We start from the raw sequence: 22,110 nt of genomic DNA, 5'->3' as shown, positions 1-22,110 counted from the left end.
GAGCCGCGTCAGGCGCCCGTGCCCCGGCCGTTCGCCCCTCCGCCCGCGCCGCCCGCCCCGCCTGCGCCCGCTCCCGTGCGCCGCGCAGAGCCGCCGCGTCCGCCGGAGGTGGCAGAGCCCACCATCCTGAAGTCCGGCATCGTGGGCGGCATGGCCTACACGCTCTATTCGGACGGCTCCATCCAGGCGGAGCTTCCCGACGGCGTGCTGCGCTTCGCCTCCCTCCAGGAGCTGCGCGACCACGTCGCCCGCGCCAACCAGCCGCGCTGAGCGACCGGACTGAAAAAAGGGGGCGGTCCCGTCGGGACCGCCCCCTTTTTTGTGCCGTCCGCCCGGCTCAGGCGGCCTGGCTGCCCACGCCGAGCCGCATCAGGCGCCGCCGCAGCGGGCCCACGCGATCGAGAAGGTAAAGGCCGAGGCCCCGCAGCCCCTGGACCGGAACGAGGTCGGACAGGAGAGAGCGGTTGAGCAGGTCCACGGCCCGCATGCGCCCCTCAATGTCCAGCCGCCGCTCCCGCTCATAGCTGGCCAGCAGGTCCGTCGCGCCGGGATCGCGCCCGGCCGCGAAGGCGGCGCCGACCGCCCGCACCAAGGCGTCCGCGTCCCGCAGGCCCAGATTGAGGCCCTGCGCTCCGATGGGCGGCATCACGTGCGCCGCCTCCGCCATCAGCGCCACCCGCTCGCCCACCAGGCTGCGCGCCGTCTCCGCCGAGAGCGGAAAGGCGCCGCGGCCCGGCTGGAGAGTGAAGGCGCCGAGGATGGAATGGGCGCGCCGCTCCAGCTCCCGCGCGAGCGCGGTGTCGTCGAGGCCGAGAAGGGTGACCGCCTCCCGCTCGCTCACCACGCACACGATGGAAGAGCGAAGCCCCGGCAGGGGGACCAGGGTGAAGGGGCCGGTCTCGGTGTGGAATTCGGTGGAGATGTCCTCGTGCGGGCGGGTGTGCGCCACCGTGAAGGTGAGCGCCACCTGCGGGTAGGCCTGCGACTTCAGGCCGATGCCCAGCGCCTGGCGCACCCGCGACTGGCGCCCGTCGGCGGCGATGACGAGGCGGGCGGTGAGCGTGCGGCCGTCATCGAGGGCGACCTGCGCCGCTTCGCCCGCCACACTCACGTCGGTGAGCGAGGCGCGGGCGATGTGGAGATTGGGGGTGGCCAGCGCCGCCGTGGTCAGCTCGCCGCGCAGCGCCTCGTTCTCGATATTGTAGCCGAACGCCTCCAGCCCGATCTCCGCGGCGCGGAAGGTGACTTCCGGCGCCCGCATGAGCCGGCGGGTGGCATCCACGATGCGCAGGTCCCTGAGCGGCGCGGTGTGGGGGGCCAGACGCTCCCACACGCCATAGGCCGAGAGAATCTGCACCGAGCCTTCCATCAGCGCCGTGGTGCGCTGGTCCACGCCGCGCTCCGGCCCCGTCACCAGCGCCGTGGGGACGCCCGCGCGGGCGAGACCGATGGCGGCCGCCAGGCCCGCCGGCCCGCCGCCCACGACGATCACCTCGTGATTCAGGGGGAAGGCGCTCGAGGCATCAAGGCGCGCGGGGTCGGTGTTCGACGGATCGGAGTTCAACTGATCGGAGTTCAAATGATCGGGCATGGCAACCTCCGCACGCTGCGCGTCCCTGCGCCGGGACGAAGGCCAGCCCGCCCCTGCGCAGGCGGCCGGCTCATGGTGGAACGCGCAATCCCGGCATCCGGATCGCGCCGGGGATCGATATTCAGGTGGCCGCAGTTTAGCGGCAAGGGCGCCCGGCGTCGCGCGGTGCGTCGTCCCATCCCCCGCCAAGACCCCTCAAGAGCCTCGGCAGGAGGCAGGCTTAGGCGGTAGGGTGAGCCGGCACGCAGGGGCCACCGGAACGGGAGACGCGAATGCTGGCCTGGATCTCATCCCCCGAAGCCTGGGCGGCGCTGGTCACGCTGGTGGCCATGGAGATCGTGCTCGGCATCGACAATGTGATCTTCATCTCGCTGCTGGTGCAGCGCCTGCCGGCCCATCAGGCGCTGCGGGCGCGGCAGATCGGGCTCGGCCTCGCGCTGTTCATGCGCATCGCGCTCCTCTTCACCTTGTCCTGGCTCATCGGGTTGCAGGAGACCCTGTTCACGGTGATGGGCCATGGCGTGTCGTGGCGGGACATCATCCTCATCGCCGGTGGCGCCTTCCTGGTGGCCAAGGCCACCACCGAGATGCATGGCGAGATGGAGGGGGACGAGCCCGGCGGCGTCGCGCCCGCCAGCTCCGCCTTCTTCATGATGGTGGCGCAGATTGCGCTGCTCGATCTCGTCTTCTCCATCGATTCCATCCTCACCGCCATCGGCATGGCCGAGCATCTGGAAATCATGGTTTTGGCGGTGGTGATCGCGGTGGCCGTCATGTTCGTGGCCTCCGGGCCGCTGAGCGCCTTCATCGGCTCCCACCCCACCACCAAGATGCTGGCGCTGGCCTTCCTGGTGCTGATCGGCACCACGCTGGTGGCGGATGGCTTGGGCTTCCATATCCCCAAGGGCTACATCTATGCGGCCATGGCCTTCGCGGTGCTGGTGGAGGCCATGAACATCATGGCCGCCGGCCGCCGGCGCCGCCGGCTGGCGGATGCGGACGAGACCGGCGCGGCACGGCACAAGCCCTGAGCATGACCGTCACACCGCTTCAGCGCTTGCCGAGGGACGGGGAGCGCCTATCATGCCCGCGCTCCGGCTGCCGGGCGGCGCCGCGGCGCGGTCGGCCACGCCGGAAAACGGGTTGGAGGCGAGGACATGGTTGCGGCGATTCGCGTGCACCGGACCGGCGGTCCGGAGGTGCTCACCTTTGAGACCATCACCGTGCCGCCCCCCGGCCCGGGCGAGGTTCAGATCCGCCACACCGCCATCGGCCTCAATTTCATCGACACCTATTTCCGCACCGGCCTCTACAAGGCCCCGCAACTGCCCTTCATCCCCGGCAATGAAGGCGCGGGCGAAGTGGTGGCCGTGGGCGACCACGTGAACGACTTTCATGTGGGAGATCGCGTCGCCTATGCGGGCGCCATGGGCGCCTATGCCCAGGTGCGCAACATTCCCGCCTCCGTGCTGGTGCACCTGCCCGCCTCCATCGATGACCGCACCGCCGCCGCCATGATGCTCAAGGGCATGACGGCGCAATATCTGGTGCGGCGGACCTTTGAGGTGAAAGCCGGCGACACCATCCTCATCCAGGCCGCCGCCGGGGGCGTCGGGCTGATCCTGTCCCAGTGGGCCCATGCCCTGGGCGCCACCGTCATCGGCACGGTGGGATCCAAGGACAAGGCGGAACTGGCCCTCGCCAATGGCGTCGACCACGTGATCCTTTATCGCGAGGAGGATTTCGTCCATCGCGTGAAGGAGATCACGTCGGGCAAGATGTGCGACGTGGTCTATGACGGCGTCGGCCAGGCCACTTATCCGGCCTCGCTCGACTGCCTGAAGCCGCGCGGCCTCTGGGTGTCCTTCGGCAATGCCTCGGGCGCCATCACCAATTTCGACCTGCTGACCCTCTCCCAGAAGGGCTCGCTCTACGCCACCCGCCCGACGCTCGGCACCTATGTGGCGACGCGGGAGGAGCTCGTAGCGACGGCCAACGACCTGTTCGAGATGGTCATCAAAGGCGCCGTGAAGATCCCCGTGCACCAGACCTATGCGCTGAAGGACGCCCAGCGCGCCCATCACGATCTGGAAGGGCGGGCCACAACCGGCTCAACTCTGCTTCTGCCTTGACGCAGCTATGCATTTTTGGATTTGCCGGCGCCGTCCCTTGCGCCGGACCGCCCCGTTCGTGATAACCTTGGAGAAACTCCAGGGCGGGTGACACCCGTCTTCTCAGTCTTCGGCGGTCCGTTCGGCCATGATGCGCCAGTACGAACTCGTGGAGCGCGTCCGTCGGTATAATCCGAACACCGACGAGGCGCTGCTCGATCGAGCCTATGTCTATGCCATGCGCGCGCATGGCTCCCAGGTGCGCGCCTCCGGCGATCCCTATTTCTCCCACCCGCTGGAAGTGGCGGCCATCCTCACGGACCTGGAGCTGGACGACGCCACAATCGTGGCCGCCTTGCTCCACGACACCATCGAGGATACCGGCGCCACCAAGGCCGAGATCGAGCGCCTGTTCGGCACCCAGATCGCACAGCTGGTGGAGGGCCTGACCAAGATCAAGAAGCTGGATCTGGTCTCCAAGCAGGCCAAGCAGGCGGAAAACCTGCGCAAGCTGCTCCTCGCCATCGCCGACGACGTGCGCGTGCTGCTGGTGAAGCTCGCCGACCGCCTGCACAACATGCGCACGCTGAAATACGTGCCGCAGGAAAAGCGCGACCGGGTGGCCCAGGAAACCCTGGACATCTACGCCCCGCTCGCCGCCCGCATGGGCATGCAGGACATGCGCGAGGAGCTGGAGGAGCTGTCCTTTCGCCAGTTGTCGCCCGAGGCCTACGAATCCATCACCGTGCGCGTATCGGAACTGCGCGAGCGCAACGGCCCCCTGGTGGAGGAGATCGAGCGCGAGCTGCATGACGAACTGGCGCGGCGCGAGATCACCGCGCTGGTGAAGGGACGCGAGAAGCGGCCTTACTCCATCTGGGGCAAGATGGAGCGCAAGGCCATCGGGTTCGAGCAATTGTCCGATCTCTATGGCTTCCGCGTCATCGTCTCCTCGGTGGAGGATTGCTACCGCGCCCTCGGCATCGTCCACACCAAGTGGCCCATCGTCCCCGGCCGCTTCAAGGACTACATCTCCACCCCCAAGCCTAACGACTATCGCTCGCTCCACACCACCGTCATCGGCCCCCGGCGCCAGCGCGTGGAACTGCAGATCCGCACCCGCGACATGGACGACATCGCCGAATACGGCATCGCCGCCCATGCCCTCTACAAGGATGGGTCGGACGAACAGCCGGTCATCCTGTCCAATGAGAGCCGGGCCTATGCCTGGCTGCGCAAGACCATCGAGAACCTCTCCCAGGGCCTCAGCCCGGAAGAGTTCCTGGAACACACCAAGCTCGAACTGTTCCACGACCAGGTCTTCTGCTTCACCCCCAAGGGCCGCCTGATCGCCCTGCCGCGCCGGGCGACGCCCATCGACTTTGCCTATGCCGTGCACACGGATGTCGGCAACACCGCGGTGGGCTGCAAGATCAACGGCACGGTGGCGCCGCTGGTGTCGGAACTGAAGAATGGCGACGAGGTGGAGATCATCACCTCCAAGGCCCAGACCCCGCCAGGGGCGTGGGAGACCATCGCCGTCACCGGAAAGGCGCGGGCCGCCGTGCGCCGCGCCACCCGCGCCGCCGTCCGCGCCCAATATGCCGGCCTTGGCCGCAAGATCGCGGAGCGCAATTTCGCCCGCGCCGGCAAGATCTTCTCCGACGAGGCCCTGACCAAGGCCATGCCGCGCCTCGCCCGCACCTCCCTTGAGGATGTGTTCGCGGCGGTGGGGCGCGGGGAGATCAAGCCGGATGACCTCATCCGCGCCGTTCATCCCGACTGGAACGCTCCCCGCCTGGAAGACCGCTCCGGCGGCAACAAGGCGCCGCAAGGGGAGGGGTGGTTCGAGCTGAAGCGCGGACAGAACCTCAAGTTCAAGATCCCCGACGCGCCCGAGGACGATGCCACCGCCATTCCCATTCGCGGCATCAATGGCGAACTGCCCGTGCGCTTCGCGCAGGAGGGCGGCGCCGTACCGGGAGACCGGATCGTCGGCATCCTCACGCCAGGCGTGGGCATCACCATCTATCCCATCCAGTCCAAGGCCCTCCAGCAGTTCGAGGACACTCCCGAGCGCTGGCTGGACGTGCGCTGGGACGTGGACGAACTGAGCGAGGGGCGCTTTCCCGCCCAGATCGTGGTGACCTCCGTCAACGAGCCGGGGGCGCTGGCCCAGATCGCCACCGTCATCGCCGACCGCAACGCCAATATCGAGGGAATCCAGATGCGCTCGCGCTCGCCGGACTTCCACGAACTGGTGATCGATCTCGGCGTCTTCGACCTGCGCCACCTCAATGCCATCATGTCCGACCTGCGCAAGCGGCCGACGGTGTCGAGCGTGGCGCGCCTCAATGGCTGAGCCGTCAGGAGTTTTGGGATGCACAGGCCGGTCCGCCTCGGAGTGAACATCGACCACGTGGCGACCGTCCGCAATGCCCGCGGCGGCGTCCATCCCGACCCGGTGCGCGCCGCCGCCCTCGCCATGGCCGCCGGCGCCGACGGCATCACCGCCCATCTGCGCGAGGACCGCCGCCACATCCGCGATGGCGACATGGCGCGGCTCAAGGCGCAGATCCCCCTGCCGCTGAATTTCGAGATGGCCGCCACCGACGAGATGGTCGCCATCGCGCTGGCCACGCAGCCCCACGCCTGCTGCCTCGTGCCCGAGCGGCGCGAGGAACGCACCACCGAGGGCGGGCTCGATGCCGCCGGCCAGCAGGCCGAGCTCGGGCCCAAGATCGCCGCCCTGAAGGCGGCCGGCATCCGGGTCTCCCTCTTCATCGCCGCCGACCCCCGCCAGATCGCCGCCGCCTCGGCCCTCAGCGCCGACATCGTCGAGCTGCACACCGGCGCCTGGTGCGACCTCCTGGCCGAGGGGCAGGTGGGGGAAGCCGAGGGAGAGCTGGCCCGCCTCACCCAGGGGGCCCGTCAGGCGGAGGGGCTCGGCCTGGAGGTGCATGGGGGCCACGGGCTCAATTTCGAGACCGCGCGAATCATGGCTGGGATTCCGCAGATCCTCGAGCTGAATATCGGCCACTTCCTGGTGGGCGAAGCCTTGTTCACCGGCCTCGAAGGCGCTGTTCGGCGCATGCGCGAGGTCATCGCAGAGGGACGGGGGGACGGAAAGGAACAGGCCGCATGATTATCGGCACCGGCTCCGATTTCACCGACGCCCGGCGCATCGCCAAGTCCATCGAACGGTTCGGAAACCGTTTCCTGGACAGGATTTTCACCCCCGAGGAGCGGGCCAAGGCCGACCGTCGCGCCCGCCGGGTGGAGACCTATGCCAAGCGGTTTGCCGCCAAGGAGGCCTGCGCCAAGGCCCTGGGGACGGGACTGAGCCATGGGGTCTTCTGGCGGGACATGGGCGTGGTCAACCTGCCCTCCGGAAAGCCCACCTTGCGGCTCACCGGCGGCGCCGCGGAGCGGCTCAAGTCGTTGATTCCAGAAGGATATGAAGCGCAGATTGACCTCTCGATCACCGACGAAGGACCGCTCTGCGCCGCCCATGTGATCATCTCGGCAAACCCCGTCCGGTGAGGCGGCCGGCACCTGAATTCCACCCGAACAGGGGAGAGGAGCGCACACCTCGCCCCCTGTGCTATGGGATCAGCGATGAACTCGGCCGGAACATGGGCGAGGCGGAGATAAGGTCCGTTCGGCGCGGGGCGGCGCGCACGGCGCGCAGGGGCGGGAGCAACAGGCAGTGGGTTTGACGTTTCGAGACATCGTCCTGGGCGGGCCGCTCCAGCGCGGCATTTTCCACCTGCGTTATCAAGTGCTTGACGCGATTCATTATCGCAAGCGCAGCGCCGATCAGGCCGCTGCGGTGGCAGCCATCCGGGCGCTGGACGCCCCCGTCATCGCCTTCACCGTCGCCTTCAACATCCCTGAAGCCATCGCGGTTCTGTCCGATGCCATGGCCCGGCTCACGCCCGCTATCCCCTTGGTGGTGTGTGATAATTCTACCGAGCCGGAGGCCTCCCGCAAGATCCGCGCCTTCTGCGCGCAGGCCGGCCGCATCTATTGCCGCCTGCCCAAGGCGCCCCTGGTGAAGTTCCACTCCTCCCGCTCGCACGCCACCGCCCTGAACTGGGTGCTGCGCAACCTCATCCTGCCCGCTGGAGTGCGCCGGTTCGCTACCCTCGACCATGACCTTGTCCCTCTTCAAGGCTATGATTTCGCTGAGAAAATAAAGGGCCAAGCCTGCTACGGCTACGTCCGGCGGCAGGACGCGTCCCGCGCCTGGTACCTCTGGCCGGGCTTTGCCGTGTTCGATGTCGACCGCATCAAGCCGTCCAAGATCAATTTCGGTACCGACCGCATGCTGGGCCTGGATACGGGCGGGCGCATGTGGGGCACGCTCTACCGCCACATGGATGAGGCACGATTTGTCCCGGCCAAGGTGGGCGAAGGCGTTGTTGTGATTGGAGGTGAAGAGCATCTGCACCTGGTTTTCGACACCTGGCTGCATGTGGGACAACTGAGCTACCGAAACGGCAACCTTGCCGTGCTGGCCGAATTGCGTCGGCGCCTGGAGAAGGACCCGGCAAGTCTGTCGCAAATCGAGGTGCGCTAGGCGTGTTATTGTACGAGCGCGCAGGGAAAGCGGGTTCCATTGCCCGCCCCCGCCGAAGCGTCTATAGAAGTGCGACCGCATGGCCGGCTTGATTTTCCGGCGGTATGGTGCGGCTGTGCAACGGAGCGCGCACCTCGCGCCGCCTCCAGAGCCTTGGGACAACCGGACGGTCTATGACATCTACCAGCGATTCCAAGAAGGAAGGCGGCTTCCTTGAAACCGTCCGTGTGATCTTCCATGCGCTTCTCATCGCCTTGGTGATCCGGACTTTCCTGTTCCAGCCGTTCAATATTCCTTCCGGCTCCATGAAGGACACGCTGCTGATCGGCGACTACCTGTTCGTCTCCAAGTTCAGCTACGGCTATTCACGCTTCTCCATTCCCTTCTCGCCCAATCTGTTCTCGGGCCGCATCATGGGCGCCGATCCGCAGCGGGGCGACGTGGTGGTGTTCAAGCTGCCCAAGGACAACGAGACCGACTATATCAAGCGCGTGGTGGGCCTGCCCGGCGACCGCATCCAGATGATCAACGGTCTGTTGCACATCAACGGGGCCCCCGTGAAGCGCGAGCGCCTGCCCGACGTCATGCAGGACGATGGCAGCGGCCGCGAGGTGCCGGTCAAGCGCTGGAAGGAGACCTTGCCCAACGGCGTCTCCTACGAAACCCTCGACCTGGTGGACAACGGCTTTTACGACAACACCCAGGTCTACCAGGTGCCGGCCGGCCACTTCTTCATGATGGGCGACAACCGGGACAATTCGGCCGACAGCCGGGTGCTAAGCCAAGTGGGGTACGTGCCTTACGAGAATCTCATCGGCAAGGCGCAGATCATCTTCTTCTCGGTGGGTGAGCACGCTCCTGCCTGGCAGTTCTGGAGATGGCCCTGGACGGTGCGCTGGTCGCGCCTGTTCACGATCGTCCGATGAGCGGCGGGGGCGGCGACCTGGCCGCGTTCGAGGCCCGCATCGGCCATCCCTTCTCCGACCCCGCTCTGATCGAGCTGGCGCTGACCCACATCAGCGCCGTGAAGGGCAATGCGCCCCGCGTGCGGTCCTATCAGCGCCTGGAGTTCCTCGGCGACCATGTGCTGGGGAGCATCGTCTCCCACATGCTCTATGACGCTTTTCCCGGCGCGGAGGAGGGCGAACTGTCCCGCCGCCTTGCGGATCTGGTGCGCGAGGAAGCCTGCGCCGAGGTGGCGGAGGACATGGGTGTGGGGAGCCTGATCCGGGTCGGGACGGGCGAAGCCCAGTCCGGTGCCCGCAAGCGGCGGACCATCCTGGCCGATGTGGCCGAGGCGGTGGTGGCGGCGGTCTATCTGGACGGCGGCTATCCGGCGGCCCATGCTCTGGTGGAGCGGTTCTGGCGGTCCCGGCTCGAGGCGCCCAAGCGCCCGTTGCGCGACCCCAAGACCGTGCTGCAGGAGTGGGCCCAGGGCCGCGGGTTGCCCCCTCCGGTTTATCGCGAAGTGGCACGCTCGGGGCCCGACCATGCACCGGTCTTCTCCGTCAGCGTGGAATTGCCCGGGCTTGAGCCCGCAGAGGCGCAGGGTCAGTCGAAGCAGGCGGCGCAGAAGGCGGCAGCCTCCGCTTTCCTTGCCAGGGAAGGCGTGAGCGCCGGGGACAAGACATGAGTGACACGAACCACACCGAAGAATCGCCCACCGCGCCGGAGCCCACTCGCTGCGGCTTTGTCGCATTGCTGGGCGCCCCCAATGCTGGAAAATCCACGCTGACCAATGCGTTGGTGGGTACCAAGGTGTCCATTGTCTCGCACAAGGTGCAGACGACTCGGGCCATTGTCCGGGGCATTCTCCTTGATGGCGCGGCGCAGGTGATCCTGGTGGATACGCCCGGCATCTTTTCGCCCAAGCGGCGCCTAGAGCGGGCCATGGTGTCCACCGCCTGGACCAGCGCCTCGGATGCGGACCTCGTCGCCCTCCTGGTGGATGCCAAGCGTGGCCTGGACGAGGATGTGGAAGCCATCCTGAAGTCGCTCGGCGAAGTCCGCCGGCCGCGCGCACTGATCCTGAACAAGATCGACCTCATCCGCCGCGACACCTTGCTGGCATTGGTGACTGAACTCACCGGCCGCCTGGCCTTTGACAAGGTGTTCATGGTTTCCGCTCTGACGGGTGACGGCGTCGACGACGTGAAGGCCTGGTTTGCAGGTTCCGTGCCTTTCGGCCCGTGGCTTTATCCGGAGGACCAGATCACGGATGCGCCCATGCGCATGCTGGCGGCCGAGATCACCCGCGAGAAGATGTTCCTGCGCCTGCACGACGAACTCCCGTACCGCTCCACCGTTGAGACCGAGAGCTGGAAGCAGTTGCGTGACGGGTCGGTGCGGATCGAGCAGACCATCTATGTGGAGCGCGAAAGCCAGCGCAAGATCGTGCTGGGCAAGGGCGGCAGCGCCATCAAGACCATCTCGTCGGAAGCCCGGGCCGAGATTTCCGAAATCGTCGAGGCTCCCGTTCATCTCTTCCTGTTCGTGAAGGTGCGAGAGAATTGGGCGGATGATCCGGAGCGCTATCGCGAAATGGGGCTGGAATTCCCCAGAGGGGACTGAGACAAACCGAGGCTGCCGTGGAATGGATCGACGAGGGCATCGTCATTGGCGTCCGGCGGCACGGTGAGAGCAGTGCCGTCGTCGAACTGATGACGCAGGCCCGCGGCCGGCATCTGGGCTTGGTGCGAGGTGGACTATCTCGACGGCAGGCGCCGGTGGTTCAGCCCGGCAACAAGGTGCGGGCAGTGTGGCGCGCTCGGGTGCCGGAACAATTGGGACTGCTCTCTCTCGAGCCACTGGAGGAGCGGGCGGGCCGCCTGATGGCGGCAGCCCATGGGGCGTTCGGCGTCACCTACATATCCGCTTTGCTGCACCTCTTGCCGGAGCGCGATCCTCATCCCGGGCTCTATGGCGTCCTCGACGCCATCCTGGATGCCTTCACCGAGCCCTTGGCCGCGGGGGAATTGCTGGCCCGGTTTGAGCTCGCCTTGCTTGCCGAACTGGGATTCGGCCTGGAGCTCCAGCGCTGCGCAGCCACCGGCGGCAACAATAATCTTACCTACGTTTCCCCGCGGACCGGACGGGCGGTCTCGGAAGATGCAGGCGCTCCCTATGCGGATGTCCTGCTCCCGCTGCCAGCCTTCCTGATTGGCTCGATCGTTCCCCCGTCCTTGCCGGACCTGGAAGATGCCTTTCGCCTGACGGGATATTTTCTGGGCCGCAGGGTGTTCGAGCCGAGGGGGATGGGGCTTCCGGAGGCCCGCGCCGGCTTTCTCTCTGCCGTGCGGCGCGCTGGACCGCGCGTTTGATGAGCCAACGGCCCGGAACGTGAGTTCCGGGCCGCTGAGCGCGTCCGTCAGTAGGACCAGCGGGGCGGCGGGCCGTAATAGTTTCCATAACGCGGCCCGGGCCGGGGACCATAGCCTTGCCAGCCGGGGCGAGGACCCACCCAAACACGGTTGCAGCGCTGCACCACGACGGGCCGCCCATTCCACCACGAGCGCACCGGACGACAGACGCGGCGCCACGCCACCTGCTCGGCGGTCACATTACCTTGGGCGAGGCCGAGCGGCTGGGCTGCGGGCGCGGTCGTCGGCGCGGGGGTCAGGGGCATGGCCTGGGCTTGGCCAGCGAGCGAGACGATTCCAAGTGCCGCAGCCCCACAGCAAGCAACAACAAGACGTTTCATCTCAGCTTCTCCTTCGAAGCGATATGGCGCACCATTCGGTGCTGCTTATGAGTGTCTAAAGCTAAGATGTCCGTGATTTGTTCCATCTGGAGCACAAGCAAGATATTCGCGGGATCCGGCGGGCTGGCAAATGGACGTTTCTCTGAATGCTCGTTCACTTCAAGGGTGGCGAGGGATACATCCCGCAGCCTTTGCGGCAAAGTTGCGCTCACGCTGGGGCACCGGTGCGGTGTTCACATGGCGCCTTGTGCGTCGCTTTGGAGCGCGCTAGTCGAACCACATGGCCAAGCGCACTCCCCCGCCCAGCGAAGGTTCCATCGAGCCGGTCGCCCTCAAGACCGCCCTTGAGGAGCGTTACCTTGCTTATGCCCTGTCCACCATCATGCACCGGGCCCTTCCCGATGCGCGGGACGGGCTGAAGCCGGTGCACCGGCGCATCCTCCACGCCATGCGCCAGCTGAAGCTGGATCCGGGGACTGGGTTCAAGAAATGTGCCCGCGTGGTGGGCGACGTCATCGGTAAGTTCCACCCCCATGGCGATCAGGCGGTCTATGACGCCTTGGTCCGCCTCGCGCAGGACTTTGCCCAGCGCTACCCGCTCGTGGATGGGCAGGGCAATTTCGGCAATGTGGACGGCGATAATGCCGCCGCCATGCGCTACACCGAAGCCCGCATGACCGAGACCGCCCGCCTGCTGCTGGACGGGATCGACGACGATGCGGTGGACTTCCGGCCGACCTATGATGGGTCGGAGGAGGAGCCGGTGGTCCTGCCGGCGGCCTTCCCCAATCTCCTGGCGAATGGCTCCCAGGGCATCGCGGTGGGTATGGCCACCTCCATCCCGCCCCACAATGCCGCCGAGCTTCTGGATGCGGCCCTCTATCTGCTTGACCGGCCGGAGGCGCCGGCCTCCGACCTGCTGCAATTTGTCCCGGGGCCGGACTTCCCCACCGGCGGCGTGCTTGTGGAAGACCCCATCGGGGTCGCCGAAGCCTATGCCACCGGGCGCGGCTCGTTCCGCGTGCGCGCCCGATGGGAGCGCGAGGAGACGGGGCGGGGCACCTATCTGGTGGTGGTCACAGAGATCCCCTACGGCGTGCCCAAGTCCCGCCTGGTGGAGAAGATCGCGGAACTCCTCACCGACAAGAAGCTGCCGCTGCTCGCCGACGTGCGCGACGAGTCGGCCGAGGACATCCGCCTGGTGCTGGAGCCGCGGGCCCGCAATGTGGACCCGGAAGTGCTCATGGAAAGCCTCTTCAAGCTCACCGAGCTTGAGGCGCGCATTCCGCTCAACATGAACGTGCTGGTGCGCGGGCAAGTCCCCAAGGTGCTCTCCCTCGCCGATGCCCTTCGGGAATGGCTCGCCCACCGGCGAGACGTCTTGCTGCGCCGCTCACGGCACCGCTTGGGTGAGATCGCCCATCGCCTTGAAGTTCTGGCCGGCTATCTCGTCGCCTATCTCAATCTCGACGAGGTGATCCGCATCATCCGCGAGGAGGACGAGCCGAAGGCCGAATTGATGCGGACCTTCTCGCTCTCCGACGTGCAGGCAGAGGCCATCCTCAACATGCGCCTGCGCTCCCTGCGCAAGCTGGAAGAGATGGAGATCCGCAAGGAGCATGATGCGCTGAGCAAGGAGCAGGACCAGCTCAACAAGCTGGTGGCCTCCGAGACCGCGCAATGGAAGGCCATCGGCAGCGAGATCCGCCAGACCCGCAAGACCTACGGCCCCGAAACCGAGATCGGCCGCCGGCGCACCAGCTTCGCCGCAGCTCCCGTGCTGCACGAGGATGCCTTTACGGAAGCCCTGGTGGAACGTGAGCCCATCACGGTCGTGGTGTCTCAGAAGGGCTGGATCCGCGCCCTGAAGGGGCACCAGCCGGACGTGACCGGGTTGCAGTTCAAGGGCGACGATACCCTCGCGCATGCCTTTTATGCGGAGACGACGTCGCGCCTCATGGTGGTCGCCACCAATGGGCGCTTCTACACGCTGGACGCCTCGAAACTCCCCGGCGGGCGCGGCCACGGCGAGCCGCTGCGCCTCATGATCGACCTGGAGCAGGAGGCGGACATCGTGTCGGTCTTCCCCCACGTTCCCGCCCAGCGGCTCCTGGTGGCCTCAAAGGAAGGCCGTGGCTTCATCGTCTCCTCCGACGAGTGCCTTGCCACCACCCGAAAGGGCAAGCAGGTGCTCACCGTTGACGCGCCGGACCGCACGATGGTGGTCACCCCGGCGGTCGGAGACACCGTGGCGGTGATCGGCGACAACCGAAAGCTGCTCCTCTTCCCACTCAACCAGGTTCCTGAGATGACCCGGGGCAGGGGCCTTCGCCTCCAGCGCTACAAGGAGGGTGGCTTGTCCGATGCCAAGGTGTTCACCCGCGCCGATGGCCTGACCTGGGAAGATACGTCCGGCCGCACCTGGACCGTGACGGACCTGCTCGACTGGCAGGGCGAGCGTGCCTCTTCCGGCCGCCTGCCGCCCAAGGGCTTCCCCCGCAACAACCGCTTCGCCTGAGGACGCTCCCCCATGGGCTGGATCTCGCGCGCCGATCTGAGCCCCCGCCGCGTCGCTGGAAGCCTGAGCGCGGCGGCGCTGAACCTGTTTCGCGCGCGCGAGCTTTTCCTGGTACTTCTTGCCTGCCTGATCGGGTCGGTGGCGGGCGTCGGCGTGACGGCCATGAGCCGGGGCGCCCATGAGATGCACAAGATCCTGTTCGGCGCCGGGCCGGAGGGGTTCCTGTCCGCCATGTCGGACCTCTCGCACATCTATATGTATGCCATCCCTGCGGCGGGCGGGCTCGTGATCGGGCTTTATTCCCTGGCCCTGAAACATTTGCGACCACGCCCGATCGTCGACCCGGTGGAGGCCAACGCGCTGGAAGGCGGGCGCATGTCGCTGCTGGACAGCTTCCTCCTGTCGCTACAAACCATGCTGTGCAACGGGTTCGGCGCGTCCGTGGGCATGGAGGCCGGCTATACGCAATGGGGCTCGGGCTTTGGGTCCTTCCTCGGCCAGAAGCTGCGCATCAGCCGGTCGGAATTGCGGATCCTGGTGGGCTGCGGAGCGGCGGCCGGCATTGCCGCCGCCTTCCATGCGCCGCTGACCGGGGCCTTCTATGCCTTTGAGTTGATCATCGGCGTCTATGCTATTCCTGCGGTGGCGCAGGTGATTGCGGCCGCGTTGGTGGGCTTTCTCGTGGCCCGCGAGCTTGGCGCCGTTGGCACGCCCATCATCGTGCCCGAGGCGCGGGACGTGGTGCCCCTCGACTTCGTGCCCTACATCGTGCTTGGCCTCGTCGGCGCCCTGCTGGCCATCGGCATCATGCGACTGATGACCCTCGTGGAGACCGGCTTCGCCCGGACGGGGCTGCCTGCGCCTCTGCGGCCGGTTGTGGGAGGCATGGGGGTCGGCCTGCTCGCCTTGTTCTCCCCCCAGGTGCTGGCGAGCGGGGAAGGCGCCATGCATATCCAGGTGGGCACGGGCGTCACCTTGGCTGTGCTGGGCGTGCTGGTGTTCAAGATCGCGGCTGCGGCGCTCTCGCTGGGCTCCGGCTTTCGCGGCGGGCTGTTTTCGGCAGCGCTGTTCATGGGATCGCTGCTTGGAAAGCTGTTCGCCGTCGCGATCGGTGCTCTCGTCCCGTTTCTGGCCATCGATCCGGTGACATCGGCCGTCGTCGGCATGGCCGCCCTGGCGGTGGGGATCGTCGGCGGCCCCTTCACCATGACCTTCCTGACCCTGGAATCCACCGGCGATCTCGGCATTTCGGGCCTGGTTCTGACGGCAGCCATCGTGTGCTCGCTGGTGGTGCGCAATGCCTTCGGCTTCTCCTTCACCACATGGCGCATGCATGTGCGCGGCGAGACCATTCGTGGCGCGCACGACGTGGGGATGATCCGCAAGCTGACGGTCCAGCAAGTGATGGACGGCGAGCCGCCGCTTCTTCCGGCCACCATGCCCCTCCAGGAGGCCCGTGCCATCCTGCGGGATCGTGGGCTCTTGGCGGCGGTGCTTGTGGACGAGGCGGGACGCCAATGCGGGGTCATTCAGCGGGTGGACGCCTGGGCAGACGGGGTTGATCCGCAGGGACCTGCGCGCGCGCTCGCCAAGGGCGAGAGCGAGGCGCTTCGCCCGGAAAGCCAGGTGCGCGAGGCCCTGTCCGCCTTCCGGCGGGCAGACGCCATGCGCCTGCCCGTCTGCGATGCCGACGGCAAGGCGGTTGGCATGCTGGCGGAAGTGGCCGCACTGCGGTCCTATGCGGGCGTGCTCGAGCGGGTGCGCCGGAGCCTGTCCGGCGACCGCGACTGACCGGAGTGCCTTTACGGGTGGGCGAGGCTGTCGACCAGTTGGGCGATGCCGGTCCACATGATCTGCAGGCCGATGCACAGCAGGATGAAGGCGAACAGACGGACCAGGATATTGGTGCCGTTGCGCCCCAGCACGCGCTCAATGTCGCCCGCATAACGATAGGCAACGAAGATGCTGGCGCCGATGGCCATGAGGCCGGCCAGGGCGGCGAGAACGTGCAGGCCAAGCCCGGCCCAGCTCTCCCCGCTGGTATCTACGCCCTGCGTCCCCAGCGCGATGGCGGTGGCAATGGAGCCGGGGCCGACGGTGAGCGGCATGGTGAGGGGGTAGAAGGCCTTGTCGACAAAGGCCGTGGGATCCACGTCGGTGGGCTTGGTGGCGGTGCGATCGGTGCTCGCTTCGCCTTGGTGGAGCAATTGCCAGCCCACCACGGTCACCACCAAGCCGCCGGCCACCCGCAAGACCGGCAGGCTCACGCCGAAGAAGGTGAGCACATGGGAGCCCACCGCCATGGAAGCCACCAGCAGGATGAAGCCGTAAAGCGCCACCTTGGTGGCCACCTGGGCGCGCACCTTGTCGGGTGCGCCGCGCATCATCTCATAGAAGATAGGGGCCCCGCCCAGCGGGTTGACCACCGGAAAAAGGCCAGCGAACACCGCCAGAAAAATGTTGAGATATGTAGCCATGGTCCCCCATCCGGCAGCCGTCCTGCGCAGGCCCGGCCGGACGCCCCGAAACGCGTGTTACTCTTCCCCCTCGAAGCGTTCCCATCCTTGCGGGGAGAGCCGTTCCTGGGGAACGAAGCGGCTCTTATAGCTCATCTTGCGCGAGCCCTTCACCCAATAGCCAAGATAGACATAGGGCAGGTCCATCGCCCGTGCCCGCGCAATATGGTCGAGGATCAGGAAAGTGCCCAGCGAGCGCTTGGCGATGTTGGGATTGTAGAAGGAATAGACCATGGACAGCCCGTCCGAGAGGATGTCCGTGAGCGCGACCGCGAACAGGTCCCCTGTGCCCCGTCCATTGATCCGCGTGTCCGGTCCCCTGCGGCGATATTCCACAAGCCGCGTCTGCACATGGGTGTCCTCGACCATCATGGCATAGTCGAGCACGTTCATATCTGCCATGCCGCCTGAGCCATGGCGGGTGGAGACATAGGCTCGGAAGAGGGAATACTGCTCGGAAGTGGGGGTTGGCGGGCGCAGCGTCCCGACCAGATCCTCATTCTCGGCCGCCACCCGGCGGAAACCGCGTGTCTCCTTGAAGTCAGCAACGCAGATGCGAACGGAGACACAGGCCCGGCAGCCTTCGCAGGCGGGGCGGTAGGCGATGGACTGGCTGCGCCGGAAGCCGCCCTGGGTAAGCACGTCGTTCAGCGCGGTCGCGCGCTCACCCACCAGATGGGTAAACACCTTCCGTTCCTCTCGGCCCGGCAGATAGGGGCACGGGGAGGGGGCCGTGAGATAGAATTGCGGTGTGTCACGCGAGTGCTCGGTCACGGCCCTGTCACCACTTGGAGCGACAGCATCGCTCCAGCCGACGAGTCGGTCAAAGGTTTCCTGTCAGGTGCGAATCAAAACCTGTTGCGCCGAAGCAAGGCGGCCCGCGCTTCTGAATTCACCACAACGGTGCCCAGCACGAAGTCGTGCAGCAGGCGACGCCGGCCATTGAACAGGGCAACCAGCAGCACGAAGGGCGTGAGGAAGCTCACCGAAACCCAGTAGAGCACCACATGGGCCGCCCCCAGCAGGCTATAGCAGGGGCCGCCGGACATGGTGCGCATTTCCAGGTCCATCAGGCGCATGCCAAGGGTCGCCGAGGCGGGCGAGCCGAGCGTGATGGCGTTGTAGCAGATTGCCCAAATGATGAAGGCGGGGGAGACCAGCGGAAATAACATCCAGCCCAGGCTGAGTGTCACGATGCCGAATACGAAAATGAAGAGCGTGAGCAGCACGATGGGGCCGATGATCATGGTCGCGTCCACCAGGAACGCCACCATGCGCCGGGAAAGCACGCCCTCGAAATATTCAGGCGTCGTCGCCGGATCATAGGCCTGCGCCTGATCGCCACTTGTGGCGCCCGCCCAGTCGCTACCGCCCGGGGGTGTGTACCTCATCGCTCCTGAACTCCTGGTCGGGCTGCGGCCGAAGTGCCGAACATCCCCGCGGGCAGGCTTCTGCCCGCTGACCTTAGGTGGTGCCGGCAGGGCGCGCCTGCAAGGAGGGGGGCTACCAGTCCGCTCCGCCCGCACCGAGCCGCTGCACCGGAAGGCCTTCTGCCTCCAGCGCCTTGTGGATCATGTCCGCGTGGGCCTGGTCGCGAGTCTCGACGGTCAGGTCGAGCCGGGTGCCCTTGGCGGGCACGTCCAGGAATGTGCGGCGGTGATGCACCTCCAGGATATTGGCGCCGAGCCGCCCGAGGAGCGTGGAGATGCGCCCGAGCATGCCCGGGCGATCCAGGATGGTCAGACGGAAGGAAACGATGCGGTGCTCGCGCTCCAGCTCGCGCATCATGATGCCCGCGAGCACGCGGGGGTCGATATTGGCCCCCGAAAGGACCAGGCCCACCCGCTTGCCCCGGTAGCGGTCCGGATCGGTCAGGATGGCCGCCAGACCGGCAGCGCCAGCGCCCTCTGTGACGGTTTTTTGCAGAATCAGGAGCGCATTGACCGCGCGCTCCAGGGCGGATTCCTCCACCAGCTCGATGCGGTCCACCAGTTGCGCCACGATGGTGGAGGTCAGCGATCCCACATTGCGCACGGCGATGCCTTCGGCCAGCGTCGGCCCGCCGCATTCCCGCGGCTGGCCCGTGCGCAGCGACCACATGGCCGGATAGAGCGCGGCTTCCACGCCCACCACCTCGGTAGCCGGGGAATGGCCCTTCACCGCAAGGGCAACGCCTGAGATCAGGCCACCGCCACCGACGGGTACGAGAATGGTATCGAAATCCGGCCCATCCTCCAGCATTTCCAGCGCGACGCTGCCCTGGCCGGCGATCACGTCGGGGTCGTCATAAGGGTGGACGAAAACGCGCCCCTCGGCGGCTGCGATTCGCGCGGCCTCTTCAGCCGCCTCGCCGACTCCTTCCCCATAGAGCACCACGCGGGCGCCAAAGCCTTCGGTGGCAAGCACTTTCACCTGGGGGGTATTTTCCGGCATCACGATGGTGGTGGAGATGCCCAGGCGGGTGCCATGATAGGCCACCGCCTGGGCATGATTGCCGGCCGACATGGCCACCACGCCCCGCTGCGCCTCCTCGGCCGACAGCCGTGCGAGCTTCACCACCGCACCGCGCTCCTTGAAGGAGGCGGTGACCTGGAAGTTCTCGAACTTGACCCACACGTCCGCGCCCGTGAGCTGCGAGAGGCGCGGGGCATGAAGGGTCGGCGTGCGCATCACCGCCGCCGAGACGATGGGTCGGGCGCCTTCCACGTCCGCGAGTGTGACGGGCAGCGAGGGAGCGGCCAGCTGCCGCTCGGACGTCTCAAGGCGCATGGGGCGGGGTCCGGTGGGCGTCAGCGCGCCGCCGCAAGGCGCTCGGCCACGCGGGGTGCAAAATAGGTCAGGATGCCATCGGCTCCGGCGCGCTTGAAGGCCATCAGAGCCTCGACCACGATCCGGTCGCCATCCACCCAGCCATTGCGGATCGCACCCTCGATCATCGCGTATTCGCCGGACACCTGGTAGGCGTAGGTCGGCATCCCGAAGGCCTCCTTCAGGCGATAGACCACATCGAGATAGGGCAAGCCGGGCTTCACCATGAGCATGTCGGCGCCTTCCTCCACGTCGAGAGCGGCCTCGCGGATGGCTTCCAGGCCATTGGCCGGGTCCATCTGGTAGGTGCGCTTGTCGCCCACCAGGGTCTTGGAAGTTCCGATGGCGTCGCGGAATGGGCCATAGAAGGCTGAGGCGTATTTGGCGGCGTAGGACATGATCTGCACGTCGCGGAAGCCGGCGGCGTCGAGGCCCGCGCGGATGGCGCCGATGCGGCCATCCATCATGTCGGAGGGGGCGATGACGTCGGCTCCGGCCTCGGCCTGGACCACCGCCTGGCGTACGAGCACCGCCACTGTCTCGTCATTGAGGATCCGCTCCCCTTCCAGCAGGCCGTCATGGCCGTGGCTGGTATAGGGGTCGAGGGCGACGTCGGTGATGAGGCCGAGCTCCGGCACCTCCGCCTTTATGGCGCGCAGGCTCTTGCAGACCAGGTTTTCCCCGTTGAGCGCCTCGCTGCCGAAGGGATCGCGCAGGTCGGGGTCCGTATAGGGAAAAAGAGCGAGGGCCGGAATCCCGAGCTTTGCGGCCTTCTCGGCGTCGCGGACGATCTCGTCCACGCTGACCCGCTCCACCCCCGGCATGGAGGGCACAGCCTCGCGCCGGCCTTCCCCTTCGATGACGAAGACAGGCCAGATCAGGTCGTCCACGGTCAGGGTGTTCTCACGCACCAGCCGGCGAGACCAGTCGGCCTTTCGGTTGCGCCGCAGACGGTGGGTGAGGGGAAGGCCCGTATTCGCCTCGGCTGCGGCGGCATCGGGGGAGCGGAAGCGGGCGTGGGTGATGGACATGAGACGCCTCTCGCGGTCGCGCGGGCCAGGGCCCGAAAGTGAAGCACCTTATAGACCCAGGAGGGGGGCGGCGCGAGCATTCCCGCGACGCGGGGCGGCGTTGACGGTTATGCATGGGCCGTCTAACCCTCCCCTGCCGCCCGTCCTGCAGCGGCGATCCTGCCCGCCTCCCCAGGAGCTGCCGTGACCACCGAGCCTCAGGTCCTGTTTGAACGCCAAGGCGAAGCCGGCGTCATCACCCTCAACCGTCCCAAGGCGCTGAACGCGCTGACTTTGGACATGGTGCGGGAGATTCACCCCCAATTGCGCGCCTGGGCCGCCGATGACGTCGTCACGCGGGTGATTCTCAAGGCCGCCGGTGAGAAAGCCTTCTGCGCCGGCGGCGACGTCCGGCAGCTCTACGATCTCGGGCGCGAGGGCCGCTATGAAGAAGCGCTCACCTTCTGGCGCGAGGAATATGTCCTCAACCACTTTATCGGCACCTATCCCAAGCCCTTCATTTCGCTGATCGATGGCATCTGCATGGGGGGCGGATTCGGCCTGTCCGCGCATGGCGCCTACCGGGTGGCGGGCGATCGGTATCTGTTCGCCATGCCCGAGGTGAATATCGGCCTCTTTCCCGACGTGGGCGGCACTCATGTGCTGCCGCGCCTGAAGGTGGGACGCGGCGTCTATCTCGCCCTCACCGGCGCCCGCATCAAGGCTGCCGATGCGCTCGCGGCCGGGCTGGTGACACATATCGTCCCGACCGCGCGCATGGGCGAGCTGGTGCGGGATCTCGCCGCTGGCGGCTCGGCGGAGACCGTCCTGTCCGCCTTTGCAATTCCGGCGCCCGCAGCACCTCTGGATGCCCATGGCGACCTGATCGCCGACGTCTTCACGCGACCCGACCTTGGGGCCATACTGGGCCGGCTGGATGAGATCGCCGGGGAGGGCGGGCCCGAATCGGAGTTCGCCGCTGCCACCGTCGCCGACATGCGCGGCAAGTGCCCCACCAGCCTCGCGCTCGCCATGGAGCAGATGCGTCGCGGACCCGGGCTGGATCTCGCCGGATGCCTGATCGCCGAATACCGGATGGTGAACCGGGTGGCGCGGGGACATGACTTCTACGAGGGCGTGCGTGCCATTCTCGTCGATAAAGACAACGCCCCTAAATGGCAGCCGGCCCGGCTGGAGGATGTTGATCCGGCCGTTATCGCGGCCCATTTTGATCCGCTCGACGAGGAACTCCCCCTCGCTTAAGGGAGCCCAAC

At 66.9% G+C, this 22,110-nt stretch carries 20 protein-coding genes and 1 pseudogene; 14 read left to right on the top strand and 7 right to left on the bottom strand.

The window, feature by feature from the left end; genetic code table 11:
• A pseudogene (locus PV781_RS03030) lies at positions 1-270 on the top strand (hypothetical protein); the annotation flags it as partial.
• Positions 271-337: 67 nt separating this feature from the next.
• Here PV781_RS03030 and PV781_RS03025 read toward each other — a convergent pair.
• A complete protein-coding gene (locus PV781_RS03025; RefSeq protein WP_274774137.1) occupies positions 338-1,591 on the bottom strand; it encodes a UbiH/UbiF family hydroxylase in 1,254 nt (417 codons plus the stop codon).
• 272 nt (positions 1,592-1,863) lie between these two features.
• On the opposite strand from PV781_RS03025, the gene PV781_RS03020 reads away from it, so the two are divergent.
• The 10 genes from PV781_RS03020 to recO all read left to right on the top strand — a co-directional run bounded on the left by PV781_RS03020 (position 1,864) and on the right by recO (position 11,604).
• Entirely contained in the window at positions 1,864-2,622 is a 759-nt protein-coding gene (locus PV781_RS03020) for a TerC family protein (protein WP_274774136.1), read from the top strand.
• A 126-nt stretch (positions 2,623-2,748) separates the two neighbouring features.
• On the top strand, positions 2,749-3,723 hold the full coding sequence (locus tag PV781_RS03015; RefSeq protein WP_274774135.1) for a quinone oxidoreductase family protein: 975 nt from the start codon (positions 2,749-2,751) through the stop codon (positions 3,721-3,723).
• Between the two features lie 127 nt (positions 3,724-3,850).
• The gene (locus PV781_RS03010) at positions 3,851-6,064 is read left to right on the top strand and encodes a RelA/SpoT family protein (protein ID WP_274774134.1); all 2,214 of its coding nucleotides are present in this window, start codon (positions 3,851-3,853) and stop codon (positions 6,062-6,064) included.
• An 18-nt stretch (positions 6,065-6,082) separates the two neighbouring features.
• Positions 6,083-6,847 (top strand): pyridoxine 5'-phosphate synthase, encoded by a 765-nt coding sequence (locus tag PV781_RS03005; RefSeq protein ID WP_274774133.1) that lies wholly within the window; start codon positions 6,083-6,085, stop codon positions 6,845-6,847.
• Positions 6,844-7,245, top strand: coding sequence for a holo-ACP synthase (gene acpS, locus PV781_RS03000; protein WP_274774132.1), 402 nt, complete (start codon positions 6,844-6,846; stop codon positions 7,243-7,245). Before PV781_RS03005 ends, acpS begins: the two co-directional genes overlap by 4 nt.
• A gap of 166 nt (positions 7,246-7,411) precedes the next feature.
• Positions 7,412-8,284 carry a hypothetical protein gene (locus tag PV781_RS02995; protein ID WP_274774131.1) on the top strand — a complete coding sequence of 291 codons (873 nt, stop codon included), beginning with the start codon at positions 7,412-7,414 and terminating at the stop codon, positions 8,282-8,284.
• A gap of 173 nt (positions 8,285-8,457) precedes the next feature.
• Positions 8,458-9,210, top strand: coding sequence for a signal peptidase I (gene lepB, locus PV781_RS02990; RefSeq protein WP_274774130.1), 753 nt, complete (start codon positions 8,458-8,460; stop codon positions 9,208-9,210).
• Entirely contained in the window at positions 9,207-9,917 is a 711-nt protein-coding gene (rnc, locus tag PV781_RS02985) for a ribonuclease III (RefSeq protein ID WP_274774129.1), read from the top strand. Before lepB ends, rnc begins: the two co-directional genes overlap by 4 nt.
• Positions 9,914-10,855 carry a GTPase Era gene (era, locus tag PV781_RS02980; RefSeq protein ID WP_274774128.1) on the top strand — a complete coding sequence of 314 codons (942 nt, stop codon included), beginning with the start codon at positions 9,914-9,916 and terminating at the stop codon, positions 10,853-10,855. Before rnc ends, era begins: the two co-directional genes overlap by 4 nt.
• Positions 10,856-10,872: 17 nt before the next feature.
• The gene (gene recO, locus PV781_RS02975) at positions 10,873-11,604 is read left to right on the top strand and encodes a DNA repair protein RecO (protein WP_274774127.1); all 732 of its coding nucleotides are present in this window, start codon (positions 10,873-10,875) and stop codon (positions 11,602-11,604) included.
• Between the two features lie 47 nt (positions 11,605-11,651).
• On the opposite strand, the gene PV781_RS02970 is transcribed toward recO, so the two are convergent.
• The gene (locus PV781_RS02970; RefSeq protein WP_274774126.1) at positions 11,652-11,984 is read right to left on the bottom strand and encodes a hypothetical protein; all 333 of its coding nucleotides are present in this window, start codon (positions 11,982-11,984) and stop codon (positions 11,652-11,654) included.
• A 280-nt stretch (positions 11,985-12,264) separates the two neighbouring features.
• Here PV781_RS02970 and parC point away from each other — a divergent pair, with 280 nt between their 5' ends.
• Both parC and PV781_RS02960 read left to right on the top strand, forming a co-directional pair.
• Positions 12,265-14,502 (top strand): DNA topoisomerase IV subunit A, encoded by a 2,238-nt coding sequence (gene parC, locus PV781_RS02965; RefSeq protein WP_274774125.1) that lies wholly within the window; start codon positions 12,265-12,267, stop codon positions 14,500-14,502.
• Between the two features lie 12 nt (positions 14,503-14,514).
• Positions 14,515-16,293, top strand: coding sequence for a chloride channel protein (locus PV781_RS02960; protein ID WP_274774124.1), 1,779 nt, complete (start codon positions 14,515-14,517; stop codon positions 16,291-16,293).
• An 11-nt stretch (positions 16,294-16,304) separates the two neighbouring features.
• Here PV781_RS02960 and PV781_RS02955 read toward each other — a convergent pair whose 3' ends face one another.
• The 5 genes from PV781_RS02955 to hemB form a co-directional block, all read right to left on the bottom strand.
• A complete protein-coding gene (locus PV781_RS02955) occupies positions 16,305-16,979 on the bottom strand; it encodes a MarC family protein (protein WP_274774123.1) in 675 nt (224 codons plus the stop codon).
• Between the two features lie 57 nt (positions 16,980-17,036).
• Positions 17,037-17,792 carry an arginyltransferase gene (locus tag PV781_RS02950; protein WP_274774122.1) on the bottom strand — a complete coding sequence of 252 codons (756 nt, stop codon included), beginning with the start codon at positions 17,790-17,792 and terminating at the stop codon, positions 17,037-17,039.
• Positions 17,793-17,866: 74 nt separating this feature from the next.
• A complete protein-coding gene (locus tag PV781_RS02945) occupies positions 17,867-18,409 on the bottom strand; it encodes an RDD family protein (RefSeq protein WP_274774121.1) in 543 nt (180 codons plus the stop codon).
• 112 nt (positions 18,410-18,521) lie between these two features.
• Positions 18,522-19,787, bottom strand: a complete 1,266-nt coding sequence (locus PV781_RS02940) for a threonine ammonia-lyase (protein WP_274774120.1) — start codon at positions 19,785-19,787, stop codon at positions 18,522-18,524.
• 20 nt (positions 19,788-19,807) lie between these two features.
• Positions 19,808-20,857: a porphobilinogen synthase gene (hemB, locus tag PV781_RS02935; protein WP_274774119.1), complete on the bottom strand. Its 1,050-nt coding sequence runs from the start codon at positions 20,855-20,857 to the stop codon at positions 19,808-19,810.
• A gap of 183 nt (positions 20,858-21,040) precedes the next feature.
• Here hemB and PV781_RS02930 point away from each other — a divergent pair, with 183 nt between their 5' ends.
• On the top strand, positions 21,041-22,099 hold the full coding sequence (locus PV781_RS02930; protein WP_274774118.1) for an enoyl-CoA hydratase/isomerase family protein: 1,059 nt from the start codon (positions 21,041-21,043) through the stop codon (positions 22,097-22,099).
• The last annotated feature ends 11 nt before the right edge of the window (positions 22,100-22,110 follow it).

Origin of the sequence: Aquabacter sediminis (genome assembly GCF_028863665.1) — a bacterium.
Taxonomy (GTDB): Bacteria; Pseudomonadota; Alphaproteobacteria; order Rhizobiales; family Xanthobacteraceae; genus L1I39.
This window is presented reverse-complemented; position numbering and strand designations above follow the sequence as displayed.

Coding starts and splice junctions, on each gene's coding strand:
- PV781_RS02955 (WP_274774123.1), bottom strand. CDS start 16,979: ATGGCTACATATCTCAACATTTTTCTGGCGGTGTTCGCTGGCCTTTTT.
- rnc (WP_274774129.1), top strand. CDS start 9,207: ATGAGCGGCGGGGGCGGCGACCTGGCCGCGTTCGAGGCCCGCATCGGC.
- PV781_RS02970 (WP_274774126.1), bottom strand. CDS start 11,984: ATGAAACGTCTTGTTGTTGCTTGCTGTGGGGCTGCGGCACTTGGAATC.
- PV781_RS03025 (WP_274774137.1), bottom strand. CDS start 1,591: ATGCCCGATCATTTGAACTCCGATCAGTTGAACTCCGATCCGTCGAAC.
- lepB (WP_274774130.1), top strand. CDS start 8,458: ATGACATCTACCAGCGATTCCAAGAAGGAAGGCGGCTTCCTTGAAACC.
- PV781_RS03005 (WP_274774133.1), top strand. CDS start 6,083: ATGCACAGGCCGGTCCGCCTCGGAGTGAACATCGACCACGTGGCGACC.
- PV781_RS02940 (WP_274774120.1), bottom strand. CDS start 19,787: ATGCGCCTTGAGACGTCCGAGCGGCAGCTGGCCGCTCCCTCGCTGCCC.
- PV781_RS02945 (WP_274774121.1), bottom strand. CDS start 18,409: ATGAGGTACACACCCCCGGGCGGTAGCGACTGGGCGGGCGCCACAAGT.
- parC (WP_274774125.1), top strand. CDS start 12,265: ATGGCCAAGCGCACTCCCCCGCCCAGCGAAGGTTCCATCGAGCCGGTC.
- PV781_RS03020 (WP_274774136.1), top strand. CDS start 1,864: ATGCTGGCCTGGATCTCATCCCCCGAAGCCTGGGCGGCGCTGGTCACG.
- acpS (WP_274774132.1), top strand. CDS start 6,844: ATGATTATCGGCACCGGCTCCGATTTCACCGACGCCCGGCGCATCGCC.
- PV781_RS02960 (WP_274774124.1), top strand. CDS start 14,515: ATGGGCTGGATCTCGCGCGCCGATCTGAGCCCCCGCCGCGTCGCTGGA.
- era (WP_274774128.1), top strand. CDS start 9,914: ATGAGTGACACGAACCACACCGAAGAATCGCCCACCGCGCCGGAGCCC.
- PV781_RS03015 (WP_274774135.1), top strand. CDS start 2,749: ATGGTTGCGGCGATTCGCGTGCACCGGACCGGCGGTCCGGAGGTGCTC.
- PV781_RS03010 (WP_274774134.1), top strand. CDS start 3,851: ATGATGCGCCAGTACGAACTCGTGGAGCGCGTCCGTCGGTATAATCCG.
- hemB (WP_274774119.1), bottom strand. CDS start 20,857: ATGTCCATCACCCACGCCCGCTTCCGCTCCCCCGATGCCGCCGCAGCC.